This is a genomic window from Ectobacillus sp. JY-23 (assembly GCF_023022965.1).
In the GTDB taxonomy this organism is placed as follows: Bacteria; Bacillota; Bacilli; order Bacillales; family Bacillaceae_G; genus Ectobacillus.
Genome location: NZ_CP095462.1, coordinates 3,372,146 through 3,394,273, shown reverse-complemented (window position 1 = coordinate 3,394,273; position 22,128 = coordinate 3,372,146). Strand labels below are relative to the sequence as shown.

26 protein-coding genes are annotated in these 22,128 nt (G+C 41.3%); 12 read left to right on the top strand and 14 right to left on the bottom strand.

The features are described from left to right. Positions 1 to 36: 36 nt before the first annotated feature. The 6 genes from MUG87_RS17115 to MUG87_RS17090 all read right to left on the bottom strand — a co-directional run bounded on the left by MUG87_RS17115 (position 37) and on the right by MUG87_RS17090 (position 5,342). Entirely contained in the window at positions 37 to 825 is a 789-nt protein-coding gene (locus tag MUG87_RS17115) for a DUF2268 domain-containing putative Zn-dependent protease (RefSeq protein ID WP_247083780.1), read from the bottom strand. A 183-nt stretch (positions 826 to 1,008) separates the two neighbouring features. Continuing rightward, a complete protein-coding gene (gene fabF, locus MUG87_RS17110; protein ID WP_247083778.1) occupies positions 1,009 to 2,250 on the bottom strand; it encodes a beta-ketoacyl-ACP synthase II in 1,242 nt (413 codons plus the stop codon). An 18-nt stretch (positions 2,251 to 2,268) separates the two neighbouring features. Beyond that, positions 2,269 to 3,201: a beta-ketoacyl-ACP synthase III gene (locus MUG87_RS17105; protein WP_247083776.1), complete on the bottom strand. Its 933-nt coding sequence runs from the start codon at positions 3,199 to 3,201 to the stop codon at positions 2,269 to 2,271. Positions 3,202 to 3,539: 338 nt separating this feature from the next. Further along, complete coding sequence (locus MUG87_RS17100; protein ID WP_247083774.1) at positions 3,540 to 3,722, bottom strand: ComZ family protein; 183 nt, start codon at positions 3,720 to 3,722, stop codon at positions 3,540 to 3,542. Positions 3,723 to 3,789: 67 nt separating this feature from the next. After that, entirely contained in the window at positions 3,790 to 4,587 is a 798-nt protein-coding gene (locus tag MUG87_RS17095; protein WP_247083772.1) for an NAD-dependent epimerase/dehydratase family protein, read from the bottom strand. Positions 4,588 to 4,616: 29 nt separating this feature from the next. After that, positions 4,617 to 5,342, bottom strand: coding sequence for an alpha/beta fold hydrolase (locus MUG87_RS17090; protein WP_247083770.1), 726 nt, complete (start codon positions 5,340 to 5,342; stop codon positions 4,617 to 4,619). A gap of 145 nt (positions 5,343 to 5,487) precedes the next feature. Here MUG87_RS17090 and MUG87_RS17085 point away from each other — a divergent pair, with 145 nt between their 5' ends. Then, positions 5,488 to 5,670, top strand: a complete 183-nt coding sequence (locus MUG87_RS17085; RefSeq protein ID WP_247083768.1) for a YjzD family protein — start codon at positions 5,488 to 5,490, stop codon at positions 5,668 to 5,670. 368 nt (positions 5,671 to 6,038) lie between these two features. On the opposite strand, the gene clpB is transcribed toward MUG87_RS17085, so the two are convergent. Beyond that, positions 6,039 to 8,624, bottom strand: coding sequence for an ATP-dependent chaperone ClpB (gene clpB, locus MUG87_RS17080; RefSeq protein ID WP_247083766.1), 2,586 nt, complete (start codon positions 8,622 to 8,624; stop codon positions 6,039 to 6,041). Positions 8,625 to 8,800: 176 nt separating this feature from the next. Continuing rightward, the gene (locus MUG87_RS17075) at positions 8,801 to 8,980 is read right to left on the bottom strand and encodes a YjzC family protein (RefSeq protein WP_247083764.1); all 180 of its coding nucleotides are present in this window, start codon (positions 8,978 to 8,980) and stop codon (positions 8,801 to 8,803) included. A 349-nt stretch (positions 8,981 to 9,329) separates the two neighbouring features. On the opposite strand from MUG87_RS17075, the gene MUG87_RS17070 reads away from it, so the two are divergent. The 3 genes from MUG87_RS17070 (at position 9,330) to MUG87_RS17060 (ending at position 10,552) form a co-directional block, all read left to right on the top strand. After that, a complete protein-coding gene (locus tag MUG87_RS17070; RefSeq protein WP_247083762.1) occupies positions 9,330 to 10,139 on the top strand; it encodes a Cof-type HAD-IIB family hydrolase in 810 nt (269 codons plus the stop codon). 81 nt (positions 10,140 to 10,220) lie between these two features. Then, the gene (locus tag MUG87_RS17065; RefSeq protein WP_124565401.1) at positions 10,221 to 10,367 is read left to right on the top strand and encodes a competence protein; all 147 of its coding nucleotides are present in this window, start codon (positions 10,221 to 10,223) and stop codon (positions 10,365 to 10,367) included. Beyond that, the gene (locus MUG87_RS17060) at positions 10,367 to 10,552 is read left to right on the top strand and encodes a DUF3813 domain-containing protein (RefSeq protein ID WP_247083760.1); all 186 of its coding nucleotides are present in this window, start codon (positions 10,367 to 10,369) and stop codon (positions 10,550 to 10,552) included. Before MUG87_RS17065 ends, MUG87_RS17060 begins: the two co-directional genes overlap by 1 nt. Before the next feature lie 27 nt (positions 10,553 to 10,579). On the opposite strand, the gene MUG87_RS17055 is transcribed toward MUG87_RS17060, so the two are convergent. Beyond that, positions 10,580 to 11,437, bottom strand: coding sequence for a YitT family protein (locus MUG87_RS17055; protein WP_247083758.1), 858 nt, complete (start codon positions 11,435 to 11,437; stop codon positions 10,580 to 10,582). 77 nt (positions 11,438 to 11,514) lie between these two features. Here MUG87_RS17055 and MUG87_RS17050 point away from each other — a divergent pair, with 77 nt between their 5' ends. Next, positions 11,515 to 11,646 (top strand): DUF3941 domain-containing protein, encoded by a 132-nt coding sequence (locus MUG87_RS17050; RefSeq protein WP_247083756.1) that lies wholly within the window; start codon positions 11,515 to 11,517, stop codon positions 11,644 to 11,646. A 76-nt stretch (positions 11,647 to 11,722) separates the two neighbouring features. Here the strand turns inward: MUG87_RS17050 and MUG87_RS17045 are convergent, their stop codons facing one another. Beyond that, positions 11,723 to 12,574 (bottom strand): CvfB family protein, encoded by an 852-nt coding sequence (locus MUG87_RS17045; RefSeq protein ID WP_247083754.1) that lies wholly within the window; start codon positions 12,572 to 12,574, stop codon positions 11,723 to 11,725. Between the two features lie 176 nt (positions 12,575 to 12,750). On the opposite strand from MUG87_RS17045, the gene MUG87_RS17040 reads away from it, so the two are divergent. After that, on the top strand, positions 12,751 to 13,242 hold the full coding sequence (locus tag MUG87_RS17040) for a YajQ family cyclic di-GMP-binding protein (protein ID WP_247083752.1): 492 nt from the start codon (positions 12,751 to 12,753) through the stop codon (positions 13,240 to 13,242). A 28-nt stretch (positions 13,243 to 13,270) separates the two neighbouring features. Here the strand turns inward: MUG87_RS17040 and MUG87_RS17035 are convergent, their stop codons facing one another. Then, positions 13,271 to 13,798, bottom strand: a complete 528-nt coding sequence (locus MUG87_RS17035; protein WP_247083750.1) for a DUF1836 domain-containing protein — start codon at positions 13,796 to 13,798, stop codon at positions 13,271 to 13,273. Positions 13,799 to 13,943: 145 nt separating this feature from the next. On the opposite strand from MUG87_RS17035, the gene MUG87_RS17030 reads away from it, so the two are divergent. From MUG87_RS17030 to MUG87_RS17015, 4 genes are all read left to right on the top strand, one after another. Then, on the top strand, positions 13,944 to 14,588 hold the full coding sequence (locus MUG87_RS17030) for a PAQR family membrane homeostasis protein TrhA (protein ID WP_247083748.1): 645 nt from the start codon (positions 13,944 to 13,946) through the stop codon (positions 14,586 to 14,588). Positions 14,589 to 14,783: 195 nt separating this feature from the next. Beyond that, a complete protein-coding gene (locus MUG87_RS17025) occupies positions 14,784 to 15,542 on the top strand; it encodes a TrmB family transcriptional regulator (RefSeq protein ID WP_247083746.1) in 759 nt (252 codons plus the stop codon). A gap of 128 nt (positions 15,543 to 15,670) precedes the next feature. Beyond that, positions 15,671 to 16,183 carry a transposase gene (locus MUG87_RS17020; RefSeq protein WP_247083744.1) on the top strand — a complete coding sequence of 171 codons (513 nt, stop codon included), beginning with the start codon at positions 15,671 to 15,673 and terminating at the stop codon, positions 16,181 to 16,183. Next, complete coding sequence (locus MUG87_RS17015; RefSeq protein WP_247083742.1) at positions 16,180 to 17,127, top strand: IS3 family transposase; 948 nt, start codon at positions 16,180 to 16,182, stop codon at positions 17,125 to 17,127. The genes MUG87_RS17020 and MUG87_RS17015 overlap by 4 nt, the downstream gene beginning before the upstream one ends. A gap of 209 nt (positions 17,128 to 17,336) precedes the next feature. Here the strand turns inward: MUG87_RS17015 and MUG87_RS17010 are convergent, their stop codons facing one another. From MUG87_RS17010 to MUG87_RS17000, 3 genes are all read right to left on the bottom strand, one after another. Beyond that, on the bottom strand, positions 17,337 to 17,705 hold the full coding sequence (locus MUG87_RS17010; protein ID WP_247083740.1) for a flagellar motor protein MotB: 369 nt from the start codon (positions 17,703 to 17,705) through the stop codon (positions 17,337 to 17,339). A gap of 2 nt (positions 17,706 to 17,707) precedes the next feature. Then, a complete protein-coding gene (gene motA / locus MUG87_RS17005) occupies positions 17,708 to 18,511 on the bottom strand; it encodes a flagellar motor stator protein MotA (protein ID WP_247083738.1) in 804 nt (267 codons plus the stop codon). Positions 18,512 to 19,007: 496 nt separating this feature from the next. Further along, positions 19,008 to 19,643, bottom strand: a complete 636-nt coding sequence (locus MUG87_RS17000) for a hypothetical protein (protein ID WP_247083736.1) — start codon at positions 19,641 to 19,643, stop codon at positions 19,008 to 19,010. A gap of 293 nt (positions 19,644 to 19,936) precedes the next feature. Between MUG87_RS17000 and MUG87_RS16995 the strand changes: the two genes are divergently transcribed. Together MUG87_RS16995 and deoD are read left to right on the top strand one after the other, a co-directional pair. Beyond that, the gene (locus MUG87_RS16995; protein WP_247083734.1) at positions 19,937 to 21,109 is read left to right on the top strand and encodes an MFS transporter; all 1,173 of its coding nucleotides are present in this window, start codon (positions 19,937 to 19,939) and stop codon (positions 21,107 to 21,109) included. A 42-nt stretch (positions 21,110 to 21,151) separates the two neighbouring features. Further along, positions 21,152 to 21,859 (top strand): purine-nucleoside phosphorylase, encoded by a 708-nt coding sequence (deoD, locus tag MUG87_RS16990; RefSeq protein WP_247083732.1) that lies wholly within the window; start codon positions 21,152 to 21,154, stop codon positions 21,857 to 21,859. Positions 21,860 to 22,128: the final 269 nt, after the last annotated feature.

Sequence of the window (22,128 nt, the reverse complement as noted above, 5' to 3'; positions counted from 1 at the left end):
ATTCCTCATATTCGTATCAAATAATCTGACAGCAATTTAATCTTTGGTAGAAAACCCCTCCGCATATTGTAAAATTTTGCGCGAATCGATGCTAAGTAAACGCACCGTACTCAGCTTATGACGCGCAAGACAATCCTGTACAATATGATAACCTACACAATACCCTAGCAATCTTGGATAACGTCCAAGTCCGTTGACCAGTTCTTCATGTAACTTTGTACCTTTTTTTACTTCAATATGTCTCTTCACATAACGATGCCATAATTGAATAGCTTCTTCCTTCGTATAATATGAAACCCATACCGCATGCATTTCAGGTGTATGACGCGCAGCTACTGCCGCTTCTGCCAATCCTTCCAACACCATTGTATCTAACAGCGTATACTCTTCTTCTTCTTTATAGAATGCTGCCAACCGGCATACGTGGTGATATTCATGAGTCAACATTGCCCGAAGCTCATCTTCACTGTTATTATCGGAAACAAATAAAAAAATGCAAGTTCGAAATGCTAAACCTGATTTTCCATTATATTGCCTCTGTATATAACGGTTAAAGCGGTCCGCTGGTAAAATATATATCGGCACATCCGGTCCTTTCAGCCAGCGGCGCAGCGATGTAAATTCAGATTGAAGAATACCCCATATTTCTTTACGCTCATGAAGCTCATTTCTCCCGCCTCTGACCGGCCGGTACATACCTCGCGATTGTAGAAAACGATAAATGTCCATTGGTTTTAATGGCATATATTCTGTGAAATGGCGACAGATTTCCTCGGGCTTCTCATAATGTTCTTCCAGCCAGCTATACGTATCTATAATTCCCATAAAGTCCCCTCCTTTCTCTTTTATACATATGAGAGAGTGTGAGGGATTACTATATAAGTACAAGCAGAAAATTAATATTGTTTAATCCAGCTGCGGCCAGCTCTTAAAGCTGAGCAGTTCTTGCGCTTATATTCTGTTACTGATAAAACAAATAAGGATGTCCCGAGGACATCCTTATTTGTTTTATGCTTCGTATTTTTTGAATACTAGTGCGGCATTATGGCCACCAAAGCCTAAAGAGTTGCTAAGAACCGCTCGGACCTCTTGTCTTCTTGCTACATTTGGTACATAGTCCAAGTCACATTCCGGATCTGGTGTTTCATAGTTGATAGTAGGTGGTACAATGCCATCCTCAATGGCTTTAACGGAGAAGATAGCCTCAACAGCACCTGCTGCACCTAATAAGTGACCTGTCATGGACTTCGTTGAACTCACAGCTACCTTGTATGCATGTTCACCGAATACTTCTTTAATAGCCATTGTTTCGTATTTTTCGTTTGCTTCTGTACTTGTACCATGCGCATTGATATAATCCACGTCTTCCGGCTGCAAACCTGCATCCGCCAGAGCTTGGCGCATCGCGCGAACCCCGCCTTCTCCGCCCGGTGCTGGAAGTGTAATATGGAACGCATCTCCTGTTGCTCCGTAACCTGCGATTTCCGCGTAAATATGCGCGCCACGTGCAAGTGCATGCTCAAGCTCTTCTAATACTAAAATACCTGCACCTTCCCCCATAACAAAACCGCTGCGATTTTTATCAAATGGGCGACATGCTGTATTCGGATCATCATGAAACGTCAGCGCCTTCGCTGAGCTAAAGCCCGCAAATGCCATATGTGTAAGCGGCGCTTCTGTTCCCCCAGTTATCATTGCCACTGCATCACCGCGCTGGATTACTTTAAACGCATCTCCAATAGAGTTTGCGCCAGATGCACATGCAGTAACGGAGCAAGAGTTGATTCCTTTTGCACCTAAAGCGATGGACACTTGTCCTGCCGCCATATCCGGAATCATCATGGGCACAAAGAACGGACTAACGCGACGCGGTCCTTTTTCAAGCAAAATGCGATGCTGCTCTTCATATGTTTCCATACCCCCAATTCCGGAACCGATCCAAACTCCGATTTGAGGGGCATTTTCCTCTGTGATTTCCAGCTTTGCGTCCTGTACTGCCATTTTCGCCGCTGCAACCGCATATTGTGTAAAGCGATCCATACGGCGCGCTTCTTTTTTATCAATGTATTCTTCTGGATTAAAGTCATGAATTTCAGCCGCGACTTTAGCCGGATACATTTCTTTGTCCAGCCTTGTTAAATGGCCAATCCCCGACTTACCTTGTATAATACTTTCCCAAGATGTTTGCGCATCCTTACCAACTGGTGTAAGCGCACCTAATCCCGTTACTACAACTCGCTTCTTTTCCATGTTCAGCTCTCCTTTACTTTATTTACCCCATCGAAGAGCCACAGCTCCCCATGTTAAGCCGCCGCCAAAACCGACGAGCACAATCAAATCACCGTCTTTAATCTTACCGTTATTCAGCTCTTCCACGAGCGCAATTGGAATAGACGATGCTGACGTATTACCAAATTTCGCAATTGTTTTGCTCATTTTTTCATCAGGCAAGTCTAAACGTTGTCTCGCTGCCTCCATGATGCGAATATTAGCTTGATGTGGAATAAGGAAATCAACATCTTCTTTTGTTAGCCCTGCCTTTTCAAGAACGCGTACAGATGAATCACCCATCTGACGCACGGCAAATTTAAATACCTCTCTACCATTCATCATAACATATTCATCCTGATACAGGTGCATGCCGCCAGAGCCATCAGCACCAAGTTCGAATGATAAAATACCACGTCCTTCAGAGACAGGGCCCATTACCGTAGCTCCGGCACCATCTCCAAATAACACAGCGGTATTGCGATCCTTCCAATCTACTATTTTAGAAAGCTTATCGCTCCCTACAACCAATACATATTTATATGTGCCCGTTTGAATAAACTGCTGCGCAGTAATCATACCATACATAAAGCCTGCACATGCTGCGCTCACATCCATCGCAGCTGCATGTTTCGCACCTAACTCCTCTTGGATCATACATGCTACTGTAGGAAATGAATAATCGGGCGTTACCGTAGCCACTAAAATTAATTCAATTTGTTCTGGACTAATTCCTGCATCACGTATTGCTTCACGAGCTGCTTCTACTGCCATATGTGATGTATTTACTGTATCATCTGCGATACGACGTTCTTCAATGCCTGTGCGTGTGCGCACCCACTCATCTGAGGTATCAACGATTTTTTCCAGATCTGCATTGGTGACAATTCGTTCCGGTACATACCTTCCTACACCTAAAATACCTGCGTTCATCCGGGATCCCTCCGTTTTATATCAATTATTATGACTTGGTACTAATTTTAGCGTATGCTATACAATTTGTCTATATGTAAATAGAAAAGCGAAGCCGACCGTTCAGGCACAGAACCTAAGGTTCTCACCCCTAAAAGGTGCTTTTTGCCTTTTTGTGGGTGAGGTTCTTAGGTGGCAGGGCCTGGGAGGCGCAGCTGGACAATAGAAAAGCGAAGCCGACCGTTCAGGCACAGCTGCACACCCAGAAAAAGCGGGAACATCTCGTTTATGTACTAAAGGTCAACCGCACCTAAGAAGCTCATACTTTTTTAACTGCAAAAAAGTCGGCATATGCCGACTTAATTTTGTGCGTCCTGTTTTCCCAATTCGTACGCTTCATTCATTACTTTCATAAGCAGATCCATAACAGGCTGTGCCATAGACATATCAAGCTCTACTCCGCTTTTTTCCAATAAAGCTTTTGCTTCCGGCAGATATTGAAAGGCGATTTGCATAAGCTGCATGCTTCTTTGTTGATCCATATGTATGCTCCTTTTCCTTATAATGCACATTCATTATAGCAAATAGGAGCATAAAAAGAGAAGTGGCTTACACATCATACAAACTCTCATATATTTTCACATGCCGTTTTTGCAGTTCCAACCCTTCTTGCAGCGTCCTCTTTGCTCGAAGTGGATATGACGAACCTTTTTTTTTGACCGCACGCTTACTCATTGTCATAATGTTACGATCTCCGTTCAATAATTCTATCCCTCGATCCCAGGTGTTTGCCTCGCCGCTTTCCACATAGTACATACCGATAGCATTGTTTTTTCCAAGCTCATACAAGCACGTTACTACATCTTCCACGTATACCGCATCTGTGTTATTCTCAGAAACAGTTATAATAGGTTCGCGTTTTGAAATAGCAGCCACAATCAACTGCTGATACACCATGAAATGTGGTTGCCACGGTCCGTATACAGCTGGTACACGAAGCACCGCCGAACGCTCATATGATTGCACCTCTGTTTCAATCTGAATCATGGCATCACTTGGACTAATACTTGATACCAAAATAAGCGGTAGCCCATGTTTACGACAATTTACAATGGCGCGTTGTAAATGCGTGACCGCATTTGGAGAAAACCGTGCTTCATTTGGGTCACACAAACAAAAATATACCGTTTGCGTATGATTTACTTCTAGTTCTTCTCTCTCGCCCAAACTATGATAAGAAAATCCTGCATGTCGACCGATAAGCAATAGCTTTTCTTCACTAATAGGCGTTGCTGCCAGCAAGTCCTCTGTGTCAAATGCCAGGACTTCTATTCCTTCTTTTAACAATGTTTGCACAAGATGATAGCCGATAAATGATAACGCCCCGATGACAACTGCGCCTTTCATTATCATCCCTCCTCTGAACTACTGACTCTTTATAGGGTTTCATGCTTTTTGAAAAATTGAATGATAGACCGCGCCGTTTTATATTTATGCTCTTGCAGGTGAAACGATAAGGCAATTGAATTCCCGCTTTTAGCACGCATCTGCTCAAACTCTCTATATATTGCTTTTCGCTCTTTCTTTTCATGGATAGGAATGAACATTTTAACAGGCACTGATGAATGATAATTACGAAAGGAGTGCTTTTCAATATGAGTCAATATATTCTCTTCTTTCGTTTCATATGATTGCGTTAACTCCTTAACAAGTCGACCATAAAAAAATTTATGTTCCTTTTCCACATGAAGATGAGCAGGCAAATCTAGGCAAGGATTAAACATAACTGCTGAGCGCACCGGCATATTTTGCATCATGTCCAGCGCAATAAGAGCGCCCATCCCTTCTGCTATCATATGAATTTTATCGTTTAAAATTTCCTTTTTCATCACAACATGATACAAACGTTTTGCAAGTCGCATCGCTTTGTCTGCTCCCCAATGTCGACCATACAAATTAGAGGAGAAAATGGTATAGCCCATATTGCGTAGCTCTTCAAGAAGGCGTGAGCGGCCACTATGCTGCAGCCACAAACTTGTACCACTCTCAACAAAATGATGATAATCGCCCAATATCATAATTCCAAAACCGTTTGGCTTTTCGGGCAGATGAATAACACATGGCTCTTGTTCCAAATAAAAGAAGCGTTCTGTAACACACATATCTCCCCCGCCTTACTGTTAAAATACATTCTTCTATAATGTATGTAGCGAGGTTTCATTTGCCCTAACGTTGAAAATATTTTCTATGCTAACGGTTTCTTTGTGATACAATAAGAATGAATTGAACAATAGGAGTGTGAATCACATGCAATTTATCACGGCGTTCCTTTGGTCATTTTTCTTAATGCAAATGGCCAGCTACGTAATCTCCTCCATGACGGGCAGTACATATGACTTTGTACAAGCTACAATCTTGTCTGTTGTTGTGGGTGTAATTGTTGTTGCGATGACCGCTTTAATTCCAAATGAGCCGGTAGAGCATCACTAAGAGCGACCTTGCGCGGGATGCGCAAGGCGCTTTTTTATATTAAACTTCGTGATGGGAAGGTCAGAAACTCTACTTAGTGCTACTTCAATCTGCTTTCAGTTGCCTCACAAAACGTTAATTTCAAACTCAAGTTTTTAATAGCTACTTATTAGTAACAAGGTTTTGCATAGCTATTTTCAAGAACGCGATACTTCTATAAAATAAGGCTCTGTTAAAGCTCGTTGTTGAGTTCCGTTACGGGGGTTTGCTTTCCGGGGACGATTAGGGAGTCTTATCCCTTCACTCCAATCAACAAGTGCAAATAATTAACATTGGGCTTTAACACAGCCATAAATAAAAAAGCACGGGCAAAAACCCATGCTTTTTAATCATACTGTTTTTACAACTAATTCTCCGTTTTCCACCTCGATAGAAACAGTACTGTTGTCAGAAATAGTACCTGCAATAAGAGCGCGGGCCAATTTCGTTTCGATTTGACGCTGTATATAACGCTTCAACGGTCTTGCCCCGTATGCCGGATCAAATCCCGCAGCCGCCACAAATACTCTTGCCTCTTCACTCAAACGAAGTGCAATATTTCGTACATGCAAGCGCTCCTGCAATTCACTTGTAATTTTATCTACGATACGCGTGATTTCCTTTGTTGTTAAAGGCTTAAATAAAATAATTTCATCTACGCGATTTAAAAACTCCGGACGGAAGTGATTACGCAATTGTTCCATGACATTTTCACGTGCTTCTTCTCGAATGACACCTTTTTCATTCACTCCTTCAAGTAAATACTGCGAGCCGATATTAGATGTCATAATAATGACCGTATTTTTAAAGTCAACCGTTCGGCCTTGCGAGTCAGTTACCCTTCCGTCATCTAGCATCTGAAGTAAAATATTAAATACCTCCGGATGCGCCTTTTCAATTTCATCCAACAAAATAACCGAATACGGCTTGCGGCGTACGGCTTCAGTCAATTGACCACCTTCTTCATACCCAACATATCCTGGAGGAGCTCCGATAAGTCTTGATACCGCATGCTTTTCCATATACTCTGACATATCAATACGAATCATTTGTTCTTCGCTATCAAACAGCGATTGTGCAAGTGTTTTAGCAAGTTCCGTTTTACCGACGCCGGTAGGTCCAAGGAAAATAAAGGAGCCGATTGGACGATTTGGATCTTTTATACCGGCACGCGCGCGCAGTACTGCATCAGAAACAAGCGCAACAGCTTCTTCTTGTCCGACAACACGCTCAGATAAGATGTGCTCTAGGCGCAATAGTTTTTCTCGTTCACCTTCTACTAGCTTCGTTACTGGTATGCCCGTCCATCTTGATACAATGCTCGCAATTTCCTCTTCCGTTACCTCTTCCCGAAGCAGGCGATTTTCCGTTTGTTTTTGATTAGCCTCCTCTTCTGCTAAATGCAGTTCTTTCTCAAGGGCCGGAATACGTCCGTGGCGAAGCTCGGCCGCTTTATTTAAATCATAGTTGCTTTCTGCTTCTTCCAACTCGCGGCGTAACCTCTCTAACTGTTCACGCATATTGCGAACGGCTTGAATTCCTTCTTTTTCAAGCTGCCATTGCGCACGCATCGCATGTGCTTTTTCCTTTAGTTCTGCAAGCTCACGCTGCAACGTCTCCAGACGATTTTTGCTAGCGACATCTGTTTCCTTACCAAGTGCTGCTTCTTCAATTTCTAGCTGCATCATACGGCGTGTAACCTCGTCCAGCTCTGTTGGAAGTGAATCAATTTCAGTTCGAATAGTTGCACAAGCTTCATCTACTAAATCAATGGCCTTATCAGGCAAAAAGCGATCAGAAATATAACGGTCAGACAATGTCGCAGCCGCAACCAAAGCACGATCATGAATATTTACACCATGATGAATTTCAAATCGTTCCTTTAAACCGCGTAAGATGGAGATTGTGTCCTCTACAGTCGGTTCTTCGACCTGCACCTGTTGAAAGCGGCGTTCCAGTGCAGGATCTTTTTCGATATATTTACGGTACTCATCCAATGTTGTTGCACCGATACAATGCAATTCTCCGCGCGCTAGCATCGGCTTTAGCATGTTTCCGGCATCCATCGCTCCTTCCGTTTTACCGGCGCCAACAATGGTATGCAATTCATCAATGAACAGTAAAATGCGACCTTCACTTTTCTTCACTTCATGTAAAACGGCTTGCAATCGCTCTTCAAACTCTCCGCGAAACTTTGCGCCTGCGACAAGTGCGCTCATATCAAGTACGAACACTGTCTTATCCTTGAGTCCTTCGGGTACATCTTTCCGTACAATGCGCTGTGCTAATCCCTCTACAATAGCCGTTTTACCAACACCGGGCTCACCGATAAGAACAGGATTGTTTTTCGTTTTTCTTGATAAAATACGAATGACACGGCGGATTTCATGATCGCGTCCAATCACAGGATCAATTTTTCCTTGTCGTACTTCTTGTACGAGGTCACGCCCATATTTTTGCAGTACTTCATATGTTGCTTCCGGATTTTGGCTGGTCACGCGTTGATTCCCCCTTATTTCCATTAGTACATGTAGCAGTCGATCTTTTGTTAGGCCGTACTTTGTTAATAGCTCGCGCATACTACTATCTATACTTGCAAGCAGAACATGCTCTACTGACATATACTCATCATGCAGCTGCTTGCGTTCTTCTTCTGCTTTTGTAAACATCTGACCAAGAGCTGCTGAAACATATTTACCATGTTCTACACCTGTCACACGAGGCTTCTTATCGAGTTGCCTCTCCAAATCTTTTTTCATCTGTTCAGAATTGATCTGCAGCTTTTGCAGAATGCGCTGGGCTACACCATCTTTTTGCTCAACTAAAGCCAACAGCATATGAACGACATCAATTTCCTGATGCTGATAATTATTTGCAATCGTCTGCGCTTGCCCTACTGCTTCTTGGAGCTTTTCTGTCATTCGATTAACATCCATATCACCATCTCCTTTGACCTTTTTTGACCTTTATTTATTATTATATGTACCAAAAGAAATTAAGCAAGTGCTAGAATCTTTAGATTAGAAAAAGCTCACGCTTAAAAAATAGTAATTTGAGATGTGCTGTACTTGTCTACATACAAAAAGCGCAGGGAAATCCTGCGCTCGGGTAATTATGGTTTTCTTTTATATGTCCACTGACGATTATGGTTAGACGTTTCCGGAAATGCATCTCCGGCATTTAGCTTAACCATTTTCGGATGCTTCACCATGCTGCCCGTTTCGCCGATTTCCACGTATGTTCCGTCGTTGGGCGCCTTTTGTCCTGGACGGAATCGATGATTTTGACCCATGTGCATCTCTCCTTATGAGGAAATTGTTACGCATTTATTATGTCCTTGATGGACAGGTTTATGCTGTTTAAAAGCAGGCACAAAAGCGGATTTTACTACTGTCACAAAAAAAACTGGCCACTTCGGCCAGCTAACAAGGAGAGTCAAACAACTTATACGAGAAGATTACATATATTATTATAAGCGCTTTCTTTTCCTTATGAAACCCTTTTCACAAATTGTACATATTTTTCTGATTTTACAAAAATTCATCCATGTTTACCTTGACTTTTTCAATCATGAGTAGACAACCTTATGTAAAAGAGCGTAAGATGGAATTGTAAAAATATTTCAGATAAAAGGTGAAACTATGCGAAACCAACATCTTATTGCAGTAGATTTAGACGGTACTTTGCTGAAGGACAATAAAACCATTTCGGCTCGAACGAAAATCGCCCTACAAAAGGCGCGCGCTCAGGGACATTTGGTGGCAATTTCAACAGGCCGTCCCTACCGGGCAAGCAGTTTGTATTATCAAGAACTGCAGCTTGATACACCTATTGTCAACTTCAATGGTGCATATGTTCATCACCCGCTGGACACATCATGGGGCAGCTATCACACACCACTTGAACTACAAACCGCAAAAGCAATTGTAGAAGCTTGTGCATCGTTCGGCATTAAGAATATCTATGCTGAAGTTATTGATGATGTATACGTAAAACAAATTGATGAAGGCATGAAACATATTTTCCAATTTGGTTCTCCCAAAGTGTACACAGGCGACCTGTTACATATTTTAAACCATGACCCGACATGCTTGCTTATTGATGCAGATGAACATATGGTGGAAGAAATTCGAGCGCATCTAACAGACGTGCATGCAGAAGTCATTGACCACCGCCGCTGGGCTGCGCCATGGCATATTATTGAAATCGTAAAAACCGGCATGAATAAGGCTGTTGGTCTTAAAATGCTGACTGATTACTACAACATCTCCCCTGAACATGTTATTGCTTTTGGAGATGAAGACAACGATTTTGAAATGATTGAATTTGCCGGACGCGGCGTGGCTATGGGCAATGCCATTGATGAACTGAAAAGCTTGGCCAATGATGTGACGCTAACAAATGAAGAAGATGGCATTGCTTTGTATTTAGAGGATTTGTTTGGCTTATAATTTCCATTCATAGCTCTCTTGCTTTGACACATACTACAAAAGACACAAAAAGTGTCAGCCAATGTAGAGGGGGAGTATATGATGGGCAAAAAGAACAAATCAAAACGTTTCGTACAACAAGGATCTGATGCTGTTATGAAACATGATGAGAAAATCCCGTATCATTTAACCCTGGCCGAAGCCGAAGCACAAAAAGAACGCAATAACTCTTCTTTAGGAGGGATATAATGGGCAATATGCTATTTCAGCAAGCGAGGGATGCAGTGACCCAGGCCGTTCAGTGCATAGGGGCCGAACAACAGCAGATGGTGGAGAAGGCAAAAAATGCACTCTCATCCGCCTATGCAAATTCTTCTACAGCGGAAAAAACACAGCTGCGTGACATGCAACAGCAATTACAAGATTTGCAATAGTAAAAAGGAGAGTCGCTTGACTCTCCTTTATTCTTTTCGAAACAACCCTAACACAGTTTCCGTATGTACAACGTTTGTGAATGCCTTCGGGTCCACTTCATGGATAATGCGCTGTAAATCATACAACTCATAGCGCGTTATCACAATCATCAGCATTTCTTTATTTTCATTTGTAAATGCACCTGTTGCAGGAAGGCTTGTAATGCCGCGCACAAGGTGGGCATGAATAGCTTTGCGTAGCTCTGGCCCATGCTTCGTTACAATAAATGTTGTCAGCTTGACGTGCCGTGTGTGAATCGCATCGATTAAGCGCGTCGAAGCATATAAAGACACAAGGGTATACAATGCTTTTTCCCATCCATACAAATAACCTGCTGTTAAAATAATAAACGCATTAAATGTAAAAAAGTATGTACCCAATGGCTTATCTTTAATACGAGACAAAATCATCGCGATAATGTCCAGTCCTCCTGTTGAAGCGCCCCATTTTAATGTTAAACCAATACCAATTGCCGCAATTACACCACCAAATACCGCATTCAATATGATATCAGTCGATACAGTTTTAATTGGAATAATCTCTAAAAAAAGTGTGGTAAACGCAATGCTAATAAAGCTAAAGATTGTAAACGACCGCCCTACCTTCAGCCACGCTAATATAACAACAGGTATATTAAATGCAATATATAAAATACCGGTAGAAATACTAATTGGCGTAAAATCACCAAGCACGCGCGACAACAGCTGCGCCAATCCCGCAAAACCACTGGCATATACGTTTGCTGGAATTAAAAATAAATTCATGGCAACTGCATTTAAAACGCCGCCAAGCATCACAATAAACAGCTTCTTCACTAACTCTGTATAAGGTAACTTCAGCTCCAAAACACTCGCTCCTTCCTCATACATAGTCTGTACGGAAACGGGAAAGCTAAACCCATAACCTACAAGGAGGCATTTCTATGTCTAACACAAGCGACAACGATAAAAAAGCAAAAGACAACAACGCAAAGCGTCGCCAAAAAAACCTAGAGCGCGCTAAAAACGCCATGAACGGCAAGCACTCCTACTCAGAAAAAACAGATCATTTATAAGAAAAGCGGAAGCCGACCGCTTAGGCACAGAACCTAAGGTTCTCCACAAAAAAGCACGGGTGTACACCCGTGCTTTTTAGCGTTTAAAATATGTCCAACCTTCTTCTTGATAGATTTTTTCTTCCTTCATTAACTTACCAAGCGCGCGCTTAAACGCGGCCTTGCTAATCGAGAAGCGTTCCTGAATATCAACAGGGTCACTTTTATCCCAGAACGGCATGGCACCGCCGCGGCTTTCCATGTACTCATAAATCATCTGTGCATCTACGTCCATACCTTCCTGCTTACGAGGAAGCAGTGATACGTTAATCGTTCCATCTTCTTTTACATTAATAATACGGCCCGATACACGCTGTCCCATACGTGGCTCTTCCCTGCGTTCCGTGTGATGAATAAAGCCGATAAAGTGCTCGTCCGTAAAAATAGCAGATCCTTCATGCATTGTTTTATAAATACGACCACTCACATTTTTATTTTGCATAGACGGCGTTGCCTCCACCATCATATCTTCAATTTCCTCATCTGGGGCACGAAGGGCAATCAAATTTCCGCGCCCCGTCACTTTTAGACGGCAGTATACTTCATCGCCCTCATCTGGCCAAACACCACGATAGCCCGGCAATTCATCATGCGGCATTAAAATATCCTTAGACACGCCAATATCAACAAATACACCAGTGCGTGGCAACACCTTTACAACTGTTGCCCAGCTGTAATCCTCTGTTGTCACAAGCGGCGTTTTCATCGTTGCCGTTAAACGACCTTGGTGGTCAAAATATAAAAACACATCAATGGAATCGCCTTCTTCAATCTCTCCCGCTACTTCATTTCTATGTAAAAATACTTCTTCCGTATCATAACCAACCATATAACCGATTTCCGTTTCACGAAGAACCGTCACCATTTGTACATTTCCTGGTTGCAACATTTTCATTCCTCTTTTCTGTTTACAATATTGTATGAAACGCGCTTTGCCTCACAAAGAAGCTGCTTTTAACGTTATGTGCCAAACGACTTTCCATTATAACATGATTCTTCCTCCATTTGTCGAAATCCCCAAATTTCCTTATAATAAAGCTAGACAAGTTTTATGGAGGTGTCTTCATGTCAAAAGAAAGCTCATTTGATATTGTGTCCAAAATTGAAATGCCTGAAGTAACAAATGCGGTAAATCTTGCTTTAAAAGAGATTCAAACACGTTATGACTTTAAAGGAAGTAAAAGCAACATTACCGTTGAAAAAGATGGTCTTGTACTTGTATCGGACGATGATTACAAACTTAGTCAGCTAAAAGACGTCCTAATCAGCAAGCTAGTCAAACGTGGTATTCCCATTAAGAACCTGGATTACGGTAAGCTTGAAAATGCGTCAGGCGGAACTGTACGTCAACATGCATCTATCAAACAAGGCATTGACCGTGATGATGCAAAGAAAATTAATAACATCATCAAAGATTTGAAGCTAAAAGTAAAAAGTCAAATTCAAGAAGATCAAATTCGCGTAACAGGAAAAAATCGCGACGATTTGCAGGCTGTTATCGCCGCTGTACGTCAAGCTGACTTATCGGTAGACGTGCAGTTTATCAACTACCGCTGAAAAAACGCCGAGAAATCTCGGCGTTTTTTTATAATTCATCTACTAACTTCTCCGCTACTTTTCGGTATAGATTGCTCATATTGACAAGAGAAGCAATGAAGAGAATTCGTTCTTCCTGCGATTGCATTTTTTTATTTTCAGCAAGTACTTCTGTTTGAAATCGTTCTGCATTACCGATAAGAAGCTCTGAATATTGACTATAAAATTCAGCTAAATCAAGCGTACCGTCTACCATTTCTTGTTGCAAATAATCCAGCATTTTTTTTATATCTTGTATGGATAGTACACCTTTAAGCTGATAAATCAGACTCATCATCATTAAATGTTCGCGGCTGTATTTCTTATTTTTAATAGGAGGCAACAACTTTCCTTTTGCATAGTTATTAATCATCGTTTTTGTTAAAACCTTATCATCTTTATCCCGCGTTGTTTCTCCATACACATTCTCAAACAGTTGAATGACTTGATCCATGTATAAATCTATATTGGGCATATCTGAAAGCGTAAGCTGCTTCCCTAGCTGTAGCTCTGCTATGATTTGTTCTATATCCTTCACAATTTAAAACTCCTTTTTTACAACAATATGTATTTTCATTGTAGCACACAAATAACCGATATAAAACATTGACTACATAACGCATCGTATGTATTATAGTAAGTAGTATTAAAAACTACATAAAGTAGTTATAGGAGGTTTTGGTATGAAAACGTACATTCGCGAACCTATTAACGGCTTAACTCATCTAGCTGGAGCCATTTTGTCGTTTATTGCCCTTTTGGCGATGGTCATTAAAGCATCGGCAGAAAGTTCTCCGCTGGCAGTTGCTGCTGTCATCGTATTCGGCGTCAGCATGATTTTATTGTATGCCGCCTCAGCGACCTATCATATGGTGATTGCCAAAGACCATGTTATTTCTTTTTTAAGACGACTTGACCATTCTATGATTTTTATTTTAATTGCTGGTTCTTACACGCCCTTTTGCCTTGTAACCTTGCGCGGCATCACCGGCTGGACATTATTTGCAGCTGTTGTTGCGATAGCTGTATGTGGTATTGTATTTAAAATGATTTGGTTTCATTGCCCAAGATGGCTATCCACTTTTTTGTACATTGCCATGGGCTGGATGATTATATTCGCAGCTTCTCCACTGGCAAAATCACTTCATCCACAAGGACTATTTTGGCTCATTCTCGGTGGTATGCTTTATACAATCGGTGGTATCATTTACGGCATGAAGCCAAAGCTACTGGCTTTTAAATATATGGGCTATCACGAAATTTTCCATATTTTCATTATGCTCGGTAGCCTCGCTCATTTCTTATGCGTATTCCTATATGTTATTTAAACACAGGCTCTCACAAAAGGTGAGAGCTTCTTCTTTTCCGTTCACATGACAAACCTTGTAACAATAGAAAAAAGATCTTTTCTTTACTTATATGCTTTTCCCAAGCATAAGAGCTGTTCTTCCATCTGTACTTCGTATAGTATAATCTTGTATAAAAAAGAACGAATGATTCTATGTTTATCCCAAGGAGGAAGCATGCTTCAAAAATTTGGTTTTTCTCAATATGAAAGTCAAGTATACGAAACACTCAGCGCTGGAGATGAGCCTATGGATGCGACAACAATTGTTAAATATTCCGGTGTTCCAAAGGCAAAGATATATGAAGTTTTATCTCGTATGATCGATAAGGGGCTTATTATGGACACTGTATCAGAAAAGAAAAAGCTATATGCTGCTTTGCCAATACATATTGTCATTGAAAAACTGACACAGGATTTCCAAACAAACATTACTGAGCTTAAAAATCGTAAATCTCAAAAAAACTTTGGAGACGATCGAGTGTGGAGCTTAAAGGTTCGCTCTTCTATTGATGCAGGTTGTAAAATGCTGATTGAAGAAGCAAGTGAATCCATTTACATCTCGGCGTGGCATGATGATTTGGCTCCTTATATTCCCCTTCTTGAAGAAAAGGAACGACAAGGTGTAGCTATTGAGGGCTTAGTGATTGGCCGCATAGAAACAAACTTATCTCATCTGCATAGCCTGATTCCGTCTGAAGAACACAAGGTTTTAGAGAGATTTCAGCTTGTCGTAGCTGACCACAAGGAAGTTCTTTTCGCTGGCGTAGAGGGAGGAAATTGGCAAGCCATGCGAACAATGGCACAACCCTTCGTAAAATTTTTTATTGACTTCTTCTATCATGACGTCGCTTTAGTTCGTATTACTGACAAATATTTAGATCAACTCAATCATGATGAAGAAATTAGACGGTTGTTGTTGCGGTTAAAATACTAGTGTTGATAGGCTTTTTTAGATGAAAAAGCGGAACGGGTAGTGTGTGATTGCAGTTATCCCCCTCTGTTAGGATAGATGTCGTATAGAACTTTAGTGTTATACTTAAGTAAACACGGAGGTTGATCGACATGACAGGAAAATTAGGAAAAAGATATACGAAAGAAATGAAAGAAGCGGCTATAAAAAGAATGATGCCCCCAAACAATGAAGCCATTAGCCGACTTAGTGAGGAAACTGGTATCACAGAGGCTACGTTGTATAAGTGGCGGAAGGATGCACGTGTAGCTGGAACTGCTGCACCTGGAGATGGACAAGGAGCCGATAAGTGGAACAGCGCAGATAAGTTTTTGATTGTGATGGAAACATACGCAATGAACCAAGCAGAGCTCGCAGCATATTGCCGTAAGAAAGGCTTATATAAGGAACAAATTGAGGCATGGCGTGAGGCGTGCCTGAGTGCGAATGGAAATGAAACACCTCAAACGAAACAGTTACATCAAGACTTAAAAGAAGAAAAGCGCCGTGCAAAAACATTAGAAAAAGATTTGCGTAAAAAAGAGAAAGCTCTGGCAGAGGCGGCAGCTTTATTACTGTTACGAAAAAAGGCCCAAGCGATCTGGGGGGACCAAGAGGAAGAATGATTCGCTCGTCAGATCGCGTGCTTGCAGTAGAACTCATCCAAGAAGCAAACAAAAATGGTGCGCGGTTGGCACTGGCATGCCAGGAGCTACATATCAGTGTACGCACATATGAACGCTGGGTTTCAGAAGGTGGCGTCAAGGAAGATCAACGCCCCTTGGCCGTGCGGCCAATACCGAAAAATAAACTAACGCAAGAAGAAAAACAAGAAATGTTAGAAGTGGTAAAGAAAGAAGAGTTCGCGAATTTACCACCGACTCAAATCGTACCGAAACTAGCGGACCAAAAGATTTATATTGCCTCTGAATCTAGCTTCTATCGTGTACTTCGGGAGAATCAGATGCAGCACCACCGCGGGAGAAGTAAGCGCGCGGAGAGGAAATTACCTGAAAGTCATTTGGCTACTGCACCGAATCAGGTCTGGACATGGGATATTACGTGGCTCAAAGGGCCGGTGAAAGGCATATTTTACCGTCTTTATTTGATTATTGATATTTTTAGTAGAAAGATAGTCGGTTGGGAGATTTGGGAGACAGAAGAGGCAAGATATGCGGAAGAATTGATGAAGAGAGCTGTAATTAGCGAGAACATACAAGGGAAACCGCTCGTGCTGCACGCTGATAATGGAAGCCCGATGAAAGCCGCAACTTTTCAAGTGTTACTCGAAAAGTTAGGGATACAAAGCTCCTATTCAAGACCACGTGTAAGTAATGATAATCCATATTCGGAAGCGATATTCCGTACATTAAAATATCGGCCGGAGTATCCGTATAAAGGCTTTCAGACACTGATTGCGGCAAGAGAATGGGGCATGAAATTCGTAAACTGGTATAACTGCGTACATGTACACAGTGGAATCAATTTTGTGACACCGGAACAATGCCATAACGGTGCGCATATTGAGATACTTGAAAAGCGGAAAGAAGTATATGAACAAGCGAGATAAAAACATCCAGAGAGATGGTCAAGATCAACAAGGGACTGGAGTCCGCATCAATCAGTAGCTTTAAATCCAATGAAAGAAAAGAAAGAAGAAACGCAAATCACATAGTTGTTGGCACGTAACCTCAAGCATCCATTCTTCCTTACATACAAAATAGAAGTATGTAAGGACAGGGAAATGCCTTTCACTACAAAGTAAGGGATATGCGACAACTATCTTGACAAACACCGTTCTCCTAGTTGCTTATCATTTATATATCCATCTGCTTGTTGCGTTTCAGTCTGTTCAACAACTTGAGAACGAATGTTATCATACAGTTTATAGTATTTATTATTCTCCAACACTTCGTCCGGTAACTCAGTTCCATTTGTAGTTGGAACCGGATTTTGGAAGTTTTGATTTCCTGAACCACCATCGAATATGGTATTAAAAGATTGGCTCATTTTTTCGTATTTTTTAGCATCCATCGTACTCATTGCAAAAAGAACAATAAATAATGCCAATAACAATGTAAGGAGGTCTGCATAAGGAATTAACCACGATTCATCCATATGTTCATCATGTTGTTGTTTCTTTGCCATTCCTAACTCCCTCCTTTATCTCCTTTATCCCCTTTATCTTCTGAAACCTTTGCTCTTTCAGATTCAGGAAGATATGAAACCATTTTCGCTTCCAATATAGCGGGATGCAAACCACTTTGAATACACAAAATTCCCTCAATCATCATATATTTTAGTTTTGCCTCTGACTTCGATTTTCGTTTTAACTTATTACCGAATGGATGCCACAAAACATAACCTGTATAAATCCCTAACATGGTAGCAACGAAAGCTGCAGAAATCGCATGTCCTAATGCATCTGTGTCCCCCATATTACCAAGGGCAGCAATTAGGCCTATAACCGCCCCTAACACTCCAAGAGTCGGTGCATATGTCCCAGCTTGTGTAAACACTCCAGCGTAGCCGTGATGCCTCTCTTCCATTGCTTCAATTTCCTCTGTCAGTGTATTTCTCACAAACTCAGGTGTTTGACCATCTACAATGAAATTAATTCCTCGCTTCAGAAATGGATCTTCTAGTTCTGCAATTTTCGCTTCCAAAGATAAAATTCCATTTTTCCTAGATTCCTGTGCCATTTCAACAAACATCTTAATAATATCCGCGCCTTCCATTTGCTTTGCTTTTGTGAAAAGAATTTTGAATAATTTCGGAACCTTTTTTAACTCATTACCAGGAAATGCGGTTATAACGGCTGCTGCAGTTCCAATTATGATAATAAAAAATGCAGCAGGGTTTAGGAGAACTGAAAATGCTACATGTTTGAAGAACATTCCAAGCAATACGGCAACAATACCCATTATAAGACCGACAAGTGTTGCTATATCCATTTTTCTTCAACTCCTTCTTGCAAAAACGCATATGGTCTATTTACCTTAAGAATCTATACATCATTTTTGGAAAAATATCAATTTTTATATGTCTTTTTCTCCTCTATTACGGAATCGCCAACACAAATTAACAATTTGGAATGTCCACTTTTTGAAATCGTTTGAAGACCTGCTCTTTGAGATAGAGGCACAACTTCTTTAACATTACCATTTAGGTCCACTTCCCAAGCTCGTACTTCCGGAAGGTCATCATCATATTGCTCTTTGGCTTTCACCTTCTCTAAAACATGTTGCGGAATTGCTTGTTTGGACCCTTGGTTGCAGCGTATGTCGAAATCCCAGATGATAATGCCATTCCTAAACTCAAAGTAGCTACAGTTACTATCTTTGTTACTTTAGAAATATCCATGTATCAATCTCCTCCTAATAATATTCAGGGTTTTTCAACTCCTTACTAACAATATACTATTTTCCATATATTCAGAAAATAGGTTTTTTAGTTATTAGGGGGTTTTTTTAAATTTTTTATGACTTCTCGCAATGCGGATTGCGTAGCTACCATATCTGCTTTTTGAGTCGCAACTTGTTGCACCGAGATTAATATGTTCTTATAAGCTACCACAATTGAATCAGTCTTATCTGCCAACTCCCTATTCAACTCATCGTAACCTCTGTTTGTTGGATATATCAACAAATCTTCAGCTATATAATTATCCATATAACCAACAGTAATTGTAATTTGACTTGTACCACGTGCGTTCTCAAAAAAGAGCATTTCCTGCGTACTTTCTGGCTCTGTGTTATTCATCTTTCCATCAATTGTTATCCATTCACGTTTTCCAAAACTTAAATCCTTATCAATTGCAGTAACATCCGGTCCCAGACTACTTGCTTTTAGTGTGTATCCATCTACTTTAATCGAATCATTAAGTTGTTCAAAAAGCTTCCTATATTCCTCAAAACTTATTACTTCACCTTCATTTTTATTGACTGTTCCTTCTTTACATTCAACACCCTTTTGTTTTACTACGTTATCCTTACTCTCGTTTTTTTCTGCTCCAGCTGATATACAACTTGTGCTAACACTGCAGATCAAAATCAACATTATACCCTTTATCACCTGTTTTTTCATTCACTTTTTCCCTCCATTCGAAAAGTTGAGGCGTCTAAAACTAAAATACACCCATTCACCCCATTATCACATCAAACCATTGGAGACTAATACTTTTTAAAAAATACCACTTTATTACATTAACAATTCAACATAGGGTTAAAGTTTTCCTCTCAAACTGTGAAAATACACTTCAATAAAATAAGCCCTGTTTCACACAGTGGCTTATTTGCTGTTTTAAAAAAATCTCTTGCCGTTCCATACACAAAAGGTTACTATTTTAGTAGTAACTTTTATAAAAGGAGGACGTCTTCATGAACATGCGCGTATATATTCTGGCGGCGGCCGCCTTTATCGTCGGAACAGTTGAATTTATCATTGGCGGCATTTTAAACCTCGTTGCTGATGATTTAGGTGTTTCGATTGGAGCAGCCGGACAGCTGATTTCGGTGTTTTCATTGTTTTTCGCCCTTTCAGCCCCCGTTTTGCTGAACGCAACCGCAAAAATGGAGCGCAAACAACTCTATATATGGACGATGTTTGTATTCTTACTTGGCAACATTCTTGCGGCAATGAGTGCTGATTATACAATGCTCATGATTGCAAGAATTCTAACAGCCATTACCGGCTCATTGCTGATTGTACTTACCATCACAATCGCATCTGGCATTGTAGCACCTGCGTATCAAGGACGTGCAATTGGCACAGTCTTTATGGGCATTAGTGCATCGCTTGTGCTTGGGGTTCCGTTCGGTATGGTAATTGGCAATGCTTTTGGTTGGCGTACAACATTTATTGTCATGTCTGTTCTGACAGTTGTAGCTATGGTTTGTATTTATAAACTACTTGACCCAATTGAACCAAAGCCTGTCGTACCAATTCGAAAACAAATTCAAGCTTTACGCAGCAGTAAAATTCTGAGTGCGCAGTTCATCACATTTTTTATGCTGACAGGACATTTAACGCTATACGCGTACTTAACACCGTTCTTGCAGGATGCACTCGGACTTGCGCCAAGTATTGTCACTGCTGTATATTTTATATTTGGCACAGCAGCGGTCACAGGAGGCGGCTTAGGAGGGTGGTTATCAGATAAATGGGGGCCACAGCGCTCCATTCTAACCATCATCTCATTGTTCGCAATTGTCCTAGCCATTCTACCGCTTACGACAAAGCTGCCTTTGTATGTATTTTTAATTATTCTTGTAATCTGGAGCGCGCTAAGCTGGGCGATTGCACCTGCTCAGCAAACCTATCTCATTGAATGCGCCCCAGAAACAGCTGACATCCAGATGGGATTAAATACGTCCGCAAGTCATTTTGGCATTGCACTGGGTTCCCTTATTGGGGGCATTGTTATTGAAAAAAGCACTGTCTTATATAATGCCTGGGCCGGCGTTGTATTTATCCTACTGGCACTTGCATGTGCGATTTTCTCCGTCACTAGACGAAGTGAAATCATAGAAACAAATCTAACTAAATCGTAAAGAGAGGTGAATGCCGCTACGGCATGACCGTAGCGGCCCTACATGAGTGTACATATTGAAGCAAAACAAGGTGAAATTGCAGAACGCATCCTTCTTCCAGGAGACCCACTTCGTGCGAAATACATCGCAGAAACATTTTTAGAAGATGTAACTTGCTATAACAACGTGCGTGGTATGCTTGGCTTTACTGGCACATACAAAGGCGTGCGTGTATCTGTACAAGGAACAGGTATGGGTGTACCATCTATCTCCATCTATGTAAACGAATTAATGCGCGAATACGGCGTTAAAACATTGATTCGCGTTGGTACATGCGGTGGTATTCAAAAAGATGTTAACGTGCGCGACGTAATCATCGCAATGACGTCATGCACAGACTCTAACATGAACCGCCTGACATTCCCAGGCTTTGACTTTGCACCTTGTGCAAACTTCGACCTACTGAAAAAAGCTTACGAAGCCGGAGTAGAACAGAACCTAAAGGTACGCGTTGGGAACGTCTTAACAGCAGACGTATTCTACCGTGAAAGCATGGACATGGTGAAAAAACTAGGTGAATACGGCGTACTTGCAGTAGAAATGGAAACAACAGCACTTTACACACTTGCAGCTAAATATGATGCAAAGGCACTATCTATTCTAACAGTGAGCGATCACATCTTCACTGGTGAAGAAACAACAGCAGAAGAACGCCAAACAACATTTAATGATATGATTATCATGGCGTTGGAAGCAGCAATTAAAGAATAATAAGACAAGCATCCGTCCAGGCGGATGCTTCTTCTTTTACTCTCTCTCGGGGTCTGCAAGGCGTTCTTACGGGACACCTAACCTCTCTTTTCGCTTCTCTCGTGCTCCGCAAGACGCTCTTGCGGGACACCTAATCTCTGTTATTCCCTCTCTCGTGCTCCGCAAGACGTTCTTACGGGACACCTAACCTCTCTTTTCGCTTCTCTCGTGCTCCGCGAGACTCTCTTGCGGGACACCTAATCTCTGTTATTCCCTCTCTCGTGCTCCGC

Coding starts and splice junctions, on each gene's coding strand:
- MUG87_RS17115 (WP_247083780.1), bottom strand. CDS start 825: ATGGGAATTATAGATACGTATAGCTGGCTGGAAGAACATTATGAGAAG.
- fabF (WP_247083778.1), bottom strand. CDS start 2,250: ATGGAAAAGAAGCGAGTTGTAGTAACGGGATTAGGTGCGCTTACACCA.
- MUG87_RS17105 (WP_247083776.1), bottom strand. CDS start 3,201: ATGAACGCAGGTATTTTAGGTGTAGGAAGGTATGTACCGGAACGAATT.
- MUG87_RS17100 (WP_247083774.1), bottom strand. CDS start 3,722: ATGGATCAACAAAGAAGCATGCAGCTTATGCAAATCGCCTTTCAATAT.
- MUG87_RS17095 (WP_247083772.1), bottom strand. CDS start 4,587: ATGAAAGGCGCAGTTGTCATCGGGGCGTTATCATTTATCGGCTATCAT.
- MUG87_RS17090 (WP_247083770.1), bottom strand. CDS start 5,342: ATGTGTGTTACAGAACGCTTCTTTTATTTGGAACAAGAGCCATGTGTT.
- MUG87_RS17085 (WP_247083768.1), top strand. CDS start 5,488: ATGCAATTTATCACGGCGTTCCTTTGGTCATTTTTCTTAATGCAAATG.
- clpB (WP_247083766.1), bottom strand. CDS start 8,624: ATGGATGTTAATCGAATGACAGAAAAGCTCCAAGAAGCAGTAGGGCAA.
- MUG87_RS17075 (WP_247083764.1), bottom strand. CDS start 8,980: ATGGGTCAAAATCATCGATTCCGTCCAGGACAAAAGGCGCCCAACGAC.
- MUG87_RS17070 (WP_247083762.1), top strand. CDS start 9,330: ATGCGAAACCAACATCTTATTGCAGTAGATTTAGACGGTACTTTGCTG.
- MUG87_RS17065 (WP_124565401.1), top strand. CDS start 10,221: ATGGGCAAAAAGAACAAATCAAAACGTTTCGTACAACAAGGATCTGAT.
- MUG87_RS17060 (WP_247083760.1), top strand. CDS start 10,367: ATGGGCAATATGCTATTTCAGCAAGCGAGGGATGCAGTGACCCAGGCC.
- MUG87_RS17050 (WP_247083756.1), top strand. CDS start 11,515: ATGTCTAACACAAGCGACAACGATAAAAAAGCAAAAGACAACAACGCA.
- MUG87_RS17045 (WP_247083754.1), bottom strand. CDS start 12,574: ATGTTGCAACCAGGAAATGTACAAATGGTGACGGTTCTTCGTGAAACG.
- MUG87_RS17040 (WP_247083752.1), top strand. CDS start 12,751: ATGTCAAAAGAAAGCTCATTTGATATTGTGTCCAAAATTGAAATGCCT.
- MUG87_RS17030 (WP_247083748.1), top strand. CDS start 13,944: ATGAAAACGTACATTCGCGAACCTATTAACGGCTTAACTCATCTAGCT.
- MUG87_RS17025 (WP_247083746.1), top strand. CDS start 14,784: ATGCTTCAAAAATTTGGTTTTTCTCAATATGAAAGTCAAGTATACGAA.
- MUG87_RS17020 (WP_247083744.1), top strand. CDS start 15,671: ATGACAGGAAAATTAGGAAAAAGATATACGAAAGAAATGAAAGAAGCG.
- MUG87_RS17015 (WP_247083742.1), top strand. CDS start 16,180: ATGATTCGCTCGTCAGATCGCGTGCTTGCAGTAGAACTCATCCAAGAA.
- MUG87_RS17010 (WP_247083740.1), bottom strand. CDS start 17,705: ATGGCAAAGAAACAACAACATGATGAACATATGGATGAATCGTGGTTA.
- motA (WP_247083738.1), bottom strand. CDS start 18,511: ATGGATATAGCAACACTTGTCGGTCTTATAATGGGTATTGTTGCCGTA.
- MUG87_RS17000 (WP_247083736.1), bottom strand. CDS start 19,643: ATGAAAAAACAGGTGATAAAGGGTATAATGTTGATTTTGATCTGCAGT.
- MUG87_RS16995 (WP_247083734.1), top strand. CDS start 19,937: ATGAACATGCGCGTATATATTCTGGCGGCGGCCGCCTTTATCGTCGGA.
- deoD (WP_247083732.1), top strand. CDS start 21,152: ATGAGTGTACATATTGAAGCAAAACAAGGTGAAATTGCAGAACGCATC.